Below are 7,304 nucleotides of genomic sequence, written 5' to 3'. Positions count from 1 at the left end.
GGGTCCTGACTTTGAAAGCAAATTCGGCCTGACCGGCGCAACCGGCTTAGGTATGGCTTCTGCAACATTCGGCCTGGTATTCGGCGGTTTGATCGGTGGTCCTGTTGCACGCCGTCTGATCAACAAAATGGGCCGTAAACCTATCGTCAAAACTGCCAAATCCGACGACAACGATGCTACTGATGACATCTTCGAACAAGCACAGCGCACTCGCCTGATTACGGCTGACTCCGCTGTCGAAACGCTCGCGATGTTTGCCGCATGTTTGGCTTTTGCCGAAATCGTGGACAGCTACGACAAAGCCTTCTTCGACTTGCCTAAATTCGTATGGTGTCTGTTTGCAGGCGTGGTCATCCGCAACGTCCTGACTGCCGCCTTCAAAGTCAATATGTTTGACCGTGCCATCGACGTATTCGGTAACGCCTCCCTGTCACTCTTCCTGTCTATGGCTCTTCTGAACCTGAAACTGTGGGAATTGACCGGTCTGGCAGGCCCTGTAACCATCATCTTGGCCGTACAAACCGTCGTGATGATTCTGTACGCCACTTTCGTTACCTACGTCTTCATGGGTCGCGATTACGACTCTGCCGTATTGGCAGCCGGTCACTGCGGCTTCGGTTTGGGTGCCACCCCGACTGCCGTTGCCAATATGCAGTCCATTACCCAAACTTTTGGCCCGTCTCACAAAGCCTTCTTGATTGTACCTATGGTGGGTGCGTTCTTCGTTGACTTGCTCAACGCCGCCATCCTCTCCGGCTTCATCAGCGTCATCAAAGGCTGATACGTCTGACATAGAAAAGCACTTGCCGCATTTACTTGCTGCAAGTGCTTTTGTTATGATAAGCACGTCAGGCCGTCTGAAAGGCCGTCATCTTCAGGAGTACCCATGTACAAAAAAACCGCTTCCGTATTGATTTTAAGCACGATTCTTCTTGCCGCATGCAGCAAAGAAGAGCCCAAAGCCGCACTTGATTGCGCCCAACCGGCCACACTGCAAAACATCCGTACCACCATCGAAGACACCCTCAAACAACAAGCGCGCTCCTTTGCCCGCAATGACAACCGCCAATTTGTCGATGCCGACAAAATCATCGCCGCCGGCCTCGAATTAGAAACCCTGCTTGAAGACCCCAAAGAAACCGGAGACGACGGCAAAGCCATCTGCCGCGCCAACCTCAAAATCCGCATTCCCGACACCATCCTCAAGACGGCCATAGACAACAGCCCGCTGATTTACGGCAACACCCCGTTGTCCGACATGCTCGAACAAAAACTGATGGGCAGCAACCTGACTTTTGAAAACAACACGTTCAGCACCACCCTGCTCTACACCCCCGATAAAGACGGCAAACCGGTTTTCGAAGACAATACCCTGAGTTCCACCGCCCAAACCCTTTCCGCCACCCTGCTGCCCTACGGCGTGAAAAGCATCGTCATGATAGACGGCAAACCCGTGTCCAAAGAGCAGGCCATCAAACTGCTGCAAAACCAAAACACGGAAGAACCACCCACCCTCAATCCGCAAGACATCCTTGAAAACAACGCCGCCAGCCAAGCCGTCGGTTTGACCGATAATGACGACGATTCAGACTACGAAGTCCTGCACCCTGACCGTGAAACTCCGCGCAACGAGCCGCCCGGCCTCAGCCAAAGCGAACTCGACAACGCGCGCGCGCAAAACCGTCAGACAGACGGCGAGATCAACGACCTCTGGGGCGGCTTAGACAGCGATGTCAAACAACAAATCCTCGGCGAACAACGCGCCTGGATTCAAAGCAAAAAACTCAACTGCCAACAAGCCGCCGCGTCCGCAGACAACGCCGCACAAGCAGAATACCTGCGCCTGCAGTGTGAAACCCGTATGACCCGCGAACGTACGCAATACCTGCGCGGCTATTCCATCAACTAAAACCGATAAGGCCGTCTGAACATTCAGACGGCCTACAAGAAAGCACATCACATCATGCAATACCGAATCCACCGTGAAGGCGATGCCCAAAACACACCCTCTTCAGCCTCCACCCCCGTCGACAACTGGGAGCGCAACACCCTGCGCGAAGTCCTCCTCGCCGCCTACCAAGAACAGCGCCGCGCCCGCATTTGGCGCAATATCTGGCGCGGCGTCGCCGTCCTCATCTTCCTCAGCCTAATCTTCGGCCTTGCGGAAGAAGAAGGAAAAACCACGAGCATCCAAGCCCGCAGCGAACACACCGCCGTTATCGACCTGACCGGCGAAATCGGCAACGACATCGACGACCAAGTCCAAATCCTGCGCGACAGCATGGAAGCCGCCTACGAAAACGGTAACGCCAAAGCCATCATCATTCGTGCCAACAGCCCCGGCGGTTCGCCTGTCGTGTCCAACACGGCCTTTAACGAAGTCCGCCGCCTCAAAGCCGAACACAAAGACATCCCGGTCTACCTCGTTGCCGAAGACATGTGCGCTTCCGGCTGCTACTACATTGCCGCCGCAGCCGACAAAATATACGCCGACCCTTCCAGTATTGTCGGCAGCATCGGCGTGATCGGCGGCGGTTTCGACTTTACCGGCCTGATGGACAAAGCCGGTGTCAAACGCCGTCTGAAAACCGCCGGCAGCAACAAAGGCATGGGTGACCCTTTCACGCCTGAAACGCCGGCACAAACCCAAATTTGGGAAACCATGTTGGGCGATATTCACCAAGAATTTATCAAAGCCGTCAAACTCGGCCGCGGCGCAAGGTTGAAAGACAAACAGTATCCCGATATTTTCAGCGGCCGCATCTACACCGGCAAAGAAGCCAAACAGGTCGGCCTGATTGACGACTTCGGTAGCATTTACAGCGTTGCCCGCGATGTTGTCAAAGCCCCCGAGCTGGTCAACTACACGCCGCAAGACGATTTCAGCAAAATGCTCAGCCGTCGCTTCGGTGCGGAAGTGAAGGCCAAAGTCAAAGAAACTTTGTCTGAAATTTGGTAAACCAAAAAACCAAAAGGCCGTCTGAAACCCAAAACATGGGTCTTCAGACGGCCTTTTTTATATGGTTTTTAAAATAAAACGCTGATTATTGTCCAAACATCCATCGACTTCATCAAATCAGCATGCAGATGCTCCCTGATGATGCTTTTACGGGAACACATTACGCCTACAAACGATTAAACCTCTACGTTTCAGACGGCCTGTTTCTGCATATTGTGCGACATATCAAACGCGGCGCGGACGGCGGTAATCAGGCTGCCAGAATCAGCTTTGCCCGTACCTGCCAAGTTCAAGGCCGTGCCATGGTCGACGGAAGTGCGGATAAAGGGCAGGCCGAGGGTGATATTCACGCCTTCGCCGAAACCGGCGTATTTGAGTACCGGCAGCCCTTGGTCGTGATACATGGCGAGGACGGCATCGGCATCTTTGAGTAAAAAAGGTTGGAACACAGTATCAGCCGGATAAGGGCCGCGTGCGTCTATGCCTTCGGCCTGCAGGGCATGAAGCGCCGGAATAATGGTGTCGATTTCTTCGTGTCCCAAATGGCCGCCTTCGCCGGCATGGGGATTGAGGCCGGTAACGAGGATGACCGGTTTGGCTATGCCGAACTTATGGCGCAGGTCGTGTTCAAGAATGCGGACAACCGACTCGATTAAAGGCTTCGTGATGGCGGCGGAAATGTCTTTCAGCGGCAGATGGGTGGTAACCAACGCCACGCGCAGGCCGCCGCCGGTCAGCATCATGACAACTTGTTCGGTATGGCTTTTTTCGGCGAGGTATTCGGTATGGCCGCTGAAAAAGCCGTTGTCTGCGTGGGCATCGTTGATGATGCCTTTATGCAGCGGCGCGGTAACCATACCGGCAAACAGGCCGTCTGAAATGCCCTGATACGCCGTATCCAGCAGTCGGAGCACATACGCGGCATTGGCAGGATTGAGTTCGCCCGCCCGACACTCGGCATCTAAGGGAATATGCAGAACTTCGAGTTCACCCTTGGGCAACGGTTCAGCCGCTTGAGCTTGAAAATCGCGCAAAATGACGGATTTGCCGAGCTGTTCGGCCCTGTTTACCAACAGGTTTTTGTCGCACAAAACAACGGGGCGACAAGGAAGGTCGGCGAAAGCCAAATCAAGGCAGATGTCGGGGCCGATGCCGGCCGGTTCGCCGGATGTAATGGCGAGAATAGGAGCAGTCATGGTGTTTCTCGGTACGGTTTACAGTATTTAGACAACAGTCAGGCAAAATGCCTGCCCTACTTTTGCAGATTAACACAAATACAAAAAGGCCGTCTGAAAACAGTTTTTGCTTGATCAAACTGTTTTCAGACGGCCTTGGCTGTTTACCGTTTTACACTTAAGAACGACGACCGATCATGCGGTATAAAACGTCGTGGCCTTGAATGCGGTGGACAACAACCATGGCGATGTGGCCGGCGACCAGCGCGAAGAGCAGCCAGCCGAGTTTGCCGTGCGCCATATTGCCGAGGTTGGACATCCATTCGATTTTTTCAGGCGAACCCTGCATCACTTCGACACCGAATACTTTCAACGGGCCACGGCCGCCGCCATATTGGCGGATCATGCCGATAACGGGAACGGCGAGCATGAAGACGTAAAGGGCAAGGTGGCCTGCTTTGGCGGCAAAGCTGTCGGCGGCAGGACGTTTGGACGCATTGAGCAAGGCCCAAACAATGCGCACGATAATCACCAGCAACGTGATGAAACCGATGGATTTATGCACGCCAAAGAGCGATTTGACCCATTCTTCGCCATCATAGATGGTCCAAACGGTAATGGTGGAGAGGATGCCGATGAAACCGAGTACGGTCAGCCAATGCAACGCGCGCGCGACGGCATCATAGGTTTGTGGACGTGTAGCGGTCATAATGTTTCCTTGTTTTTGATTTATTTGATTTTTTGAAGCGGCGGATTGTATCAAAAATACCCAACCAATTATGTTGCCTTTTTGAAGAGATTTCGTAAATGTTTGGAAAATTTGAAGAAACGGCGGTTTTATCCGTAAAGCTACACAGGCCGTCTGAAAACAAGGGCAGGAATACCACCTTCTATGCCGAACTCGGGCTAAAATAGGCATTTTTATTCTCGGGTACGCATCGATGCAGGTTTGGATTCGGCGGTTTGCGCTGTTGCTTCTGCCTTTAGGTTTCTTAGCGATTATGGTGGCCGCGCCTTTGCTGTCGTTGGCGTTTTACGACGGCGAAGGCGCTTGGGCGGAAGTGGTGGCTGATGACTATATGCGCCTGCGCTTGGGCTGGACGGTGGCGCAGGCGGTTTTGACCTGCGTCTTGGTCACGGCTTTGGGCGTGCCTGCGGCGTGGGTGCTGGCGCGGATGGACTTTGCCGGACGGCGCACGGTTTTGCGCCTGCTGATGCTGCCTTTCGTGATGCCGACTTTGGTGGCAGGCATGGGCGTGCTCGCCTTGTTTGGTGCACACGGTATGCTGGCGGCAGGTTGGCAGGACACGCCGTGGCTGCTGATTTACGGCAACGTGTTTTTCAACCTGCCGGTTTTGGTGCGCTCGGCGTATCAGGGATTTGTGCGTGTGCCGCAGGCGCGGTTGCTGTCGGCACAATCTTTGGGCGCGGACGCGTGGAGGCGGTTTGTCTGGGTCGAATGGCCGGTGGTGCGCGCGTGGGTTGCCGGCGGCGCGTGCCTGGTGTTTTTATATTGTTTTTCAGGCTTCGGGCTGGCCTTGCTGCTCGGCGGCGAACGTTTTGCGACGGTGGAAGTGGAAATCTACCGGCTGGTGGCGTATGAGTTGGACATGGCGCGTGCGTCGGTGTTGGTGTGGCTGGTGCTGGCGGTTACGGCGGCGGCAGGCGGTTTGTATGCGTATTGGAGCAGGCGCGTGACTGTGGATAAGTCAGTCTCGCCTTTGCCTCCGCGTGCGCCGATATGGGCTTGGGAAAAATGGCTGACGGCAACGGTATTGACCATGTTGGCAGTGTGCTGCCTGCTGCCTTTGGCGGCGGTGTGGCTCAAGGCGGTATCGGCAGGCTCTTCGTGGTCGGTTTTGTTTGAAGCGCAGACTTGGACGGCTGTGTGGAACACCGTCCGTTTCTCTGCGGCAGCAGTGGCGGCGGCGACGGTATTGGGCGTACTGTATGCGGCGGCGGCACGGCAAATGGCGTGGTTGCGCGCGCTGATGTTTTTGCCGTTTATGGTGTCGCCCGTGTGCATTGCGTTCGGCGTATTGCTGCTCTATCCGCAGTGGACGGCTTCGCTGTGGCTGCTGACGGCGACTTACGCGCTGTTGGCGTATCCGTTTGTGGCCAAAGATGTATTGGCCGCGTGGGACGGTTTGCCCAAAGATTACGCGGCGGCGGCGCGTACTATGGGCGCAAACGGTTTTCAGACGGCCTGTTATGTAACCGCGCCTTTATTGAAACCGGCTTTGCGGCGCGGTCTGACTTTGGCTTCGGCAACGTGTATCGGCGAATTTGCGGCCACATTGTTCCTGTCGCGCCCCGAATGGCAGACGCTGACCACTTTGATTTACGATTATCTCGGGCGCGCCGGTGCGGACAATTACGGACGGGCGATGGTGTTGACGGCAGTATTGACCGCTTTGGCTTTGACGGCATTTTTGCTGGTGGACGAAGCGGAAGGACAAAAGGCCGTCTGAACGTGGTCGGCTCAAATCCCTTCGCTTTCACTACACTATTGCCGCGCCTTGTATCGAAAATTGATTGAATCCGCTATATAATTTGTTTTTAACCGCACTCAACACGACCTATCATGACCGACTTAGAAACCAAACGCCTTGAAACCCAAGCCATGCTGGACAATGCCGACTTGCTGTTTGACCAAGAACAATGCCGCGCGGCCTTGCAAAAAGTTGCCGACGACATTACCCGCGACTTGGGCGACAAATACCCCCTGCTCTTGCCTGTCATGGGTGGTGCGGTGGTGTTTACAGGACAGTTATTGCCGCTGTTGCGCTTTCCTTTGGACTTTGACTACGTCCACGTTTCCCGCTACGGCGACAAACTCGCAGGCGGCGCGTTCAACTGGAAACGCATGCCCGACCCCGAGCAAATCAAAGGCCGTCATGTAGTCGTTTTGGACGACATCTTGGACGAAGGCCACACCATGGCCGCCATTCAGGAAAAACTGTTGGAAATGGGCGCGGCAAGCTGCCGTGCGGCCGTGTTTGCCAACAAGCTGATCGACAAAGAAAAACCGACCAAAGCCGATTATGTCGGTTTGGACGTGCCCAACCGCTACGTCTTCGGTTACGGCATGGATGCCGCCGGCTGCTGGCGCAACCTCGGCGAAATCTACGCCTTAAACAATAAATAAAACAAAGGTCGTCTGAAAAATC

7 protein-coding genes are annotated in these 7,304 nt (G+C 54.7%); 5 read left to right on the top strand and 2 right to left on the bottom strand.

Annotated features, from left to right (window positions below; translation table 11 throughout):
- The 3 genes from gltS to ACTHUM_RS07800 all read left to right on the top strand — a co-directional run.
- On the top strand, nucleotides 1–781 hold a 781-nt coding region (gltS, locus tag ACTHUM_RS07810; RefSeq protein WP_440402813.1), incomplete at its 5' end, for a sodium/glutamate symporter.
- A gap of 105 nt (nucleotides 782–886) precedes the next feature.
- Nucleotides 887–1,909, top strand: coding sequence for a lysozyme inhibitor LprI family protein (locus tag ACTHUM_RS07805; protein WP_440361261.1), 1,023 nt, complete (start codon nucleotides 887–889; stop codon nucleotides 1,907–1,909).
- 54 nt (nucleotides 1,910–1,963) lie between these two features.
- Nucleotides 1,964–2,959, top strand: coding sequence for a S49 family peptidase (locus ACTHUM_RS07800; protein ID WP_004519091.1), 996 nt, complete (start codon nucleotides 1,964–1,966; stop codon nucleotides 2,957–2,959).
- Between the two features lie 191 nt (nucleotides 2,960–3,150).
- Here ACTHUM_RS07800 and pdxA read toward each other — a convergent pair whose 3' ends face one another.
- Nucleotides 3,151–4,155 carry a 4-hydroxythreonine-4-phosphate dehydrogenase PdxA gene (gene pdxA / locus ACTHUM_RS07795; protein WP_440361260.1) on the bottom strand — a complete coding sequence of 335 codons (1,005 nt, stop codon included), beginning with the start codon at nucleotides 4,153–4,155 and terminating at the stop codon, nucleotides 3,151–3,153.
- 157 nt (nucleotides 4,156–4,312) lie between these two features.
- Nucleotides 4,313–4,843, bottom strand: a complete 531-nt coding sequence (locus ACTHUM_RS07790; RefSeq protein ID WP_079453682.1) for a cytochrome b — start codon at nucleotides 4,841–4,843, stop codon at nucleotides 4,313–4,315.
- A 232-nt stretch (nucleotides 4,844–5,075) separates the two neighbouring features.
- On the opposite strand from ACTHUM_RS07790, the gene ACTHUM_RS07785 reads away from it, so the two are divergent.
- Nucleotides 5,076–6,605 (top strand): ABC transporter permease, encoded by a 1,530-nt coding sequence (locus ACTHUM_RS07785; RefSeq protein ID WP_049335779.1) that lies wholly within the window; start codon nucleotides 5,076–5,078, stop codon nucleotides 6,603–6,605.
- Nucleotides 6,606–6,718: 113 nt separating this feature from the next.
- Nucleotides 6,719–7,282, top strand: coding sequence for a hypoxanthine-guanine phosphoribosyltransferase (locus tag ACTHUM_RS07780; RefSeq protein ID WP_003681752.1), 564 nt, complete (start codon nucleotides 6,719–6,721; stop codon nucleotides 7,280–7,282).
- Nucleotides 7,283–7,304 lie beyond the last annotated feature (22 nt).

The sequence above is a fragment of the Neisseria sp. P0021.S006 genome, from assembly GCF_051956895.1.
This window is presented reverse-complemented; position numbering and strand designations above follow the sequence as displayed.

Coding starts and splice junctions, on each gene's coding strand:
- ACTHUM_RS07805 (WP_440361261.1), top strand. CDS start 887: ATGTACAAAAAAACCGCTTCCGTATTGATTTTAAGCACGATTCTTCTT.
- ACTHUM_RS07800 (WP_004519091.1), top strand. CDS start 1,964: ATGCAATACCGAATCCACCGTGAAGGCGATGCCCAAAACACACCCTCT.
- pdxA (WP_440361260.1), bottom strand. CDS start 4,155: ATGACTGCTCCTATTCTCGCCATTACATCCGGCGAACCGGCCGGCATC.
- ACTHUM_RS07790 (WP_079453682.1), bottom strand. CDS start 4,843: ATGACCGCTACACGTCCACAAACCTATGATGCCGTCGCGCGCGCGTTG.
- ACTHUM_RS07785 (WP_049335779.1), top strand. CDS start 5,076: ATGCAGGTTTGGATTCGGCGGTTTGCGCTGTTGCTTCTGCCTTTAGGT.
- ACTHUM_RS07780 (WP_003681752.1), top strand. CDS start 6,719: ATGACCGACTTAGAAACCAAACGCCTTGAAACCCAAGCCATGCTGGAC.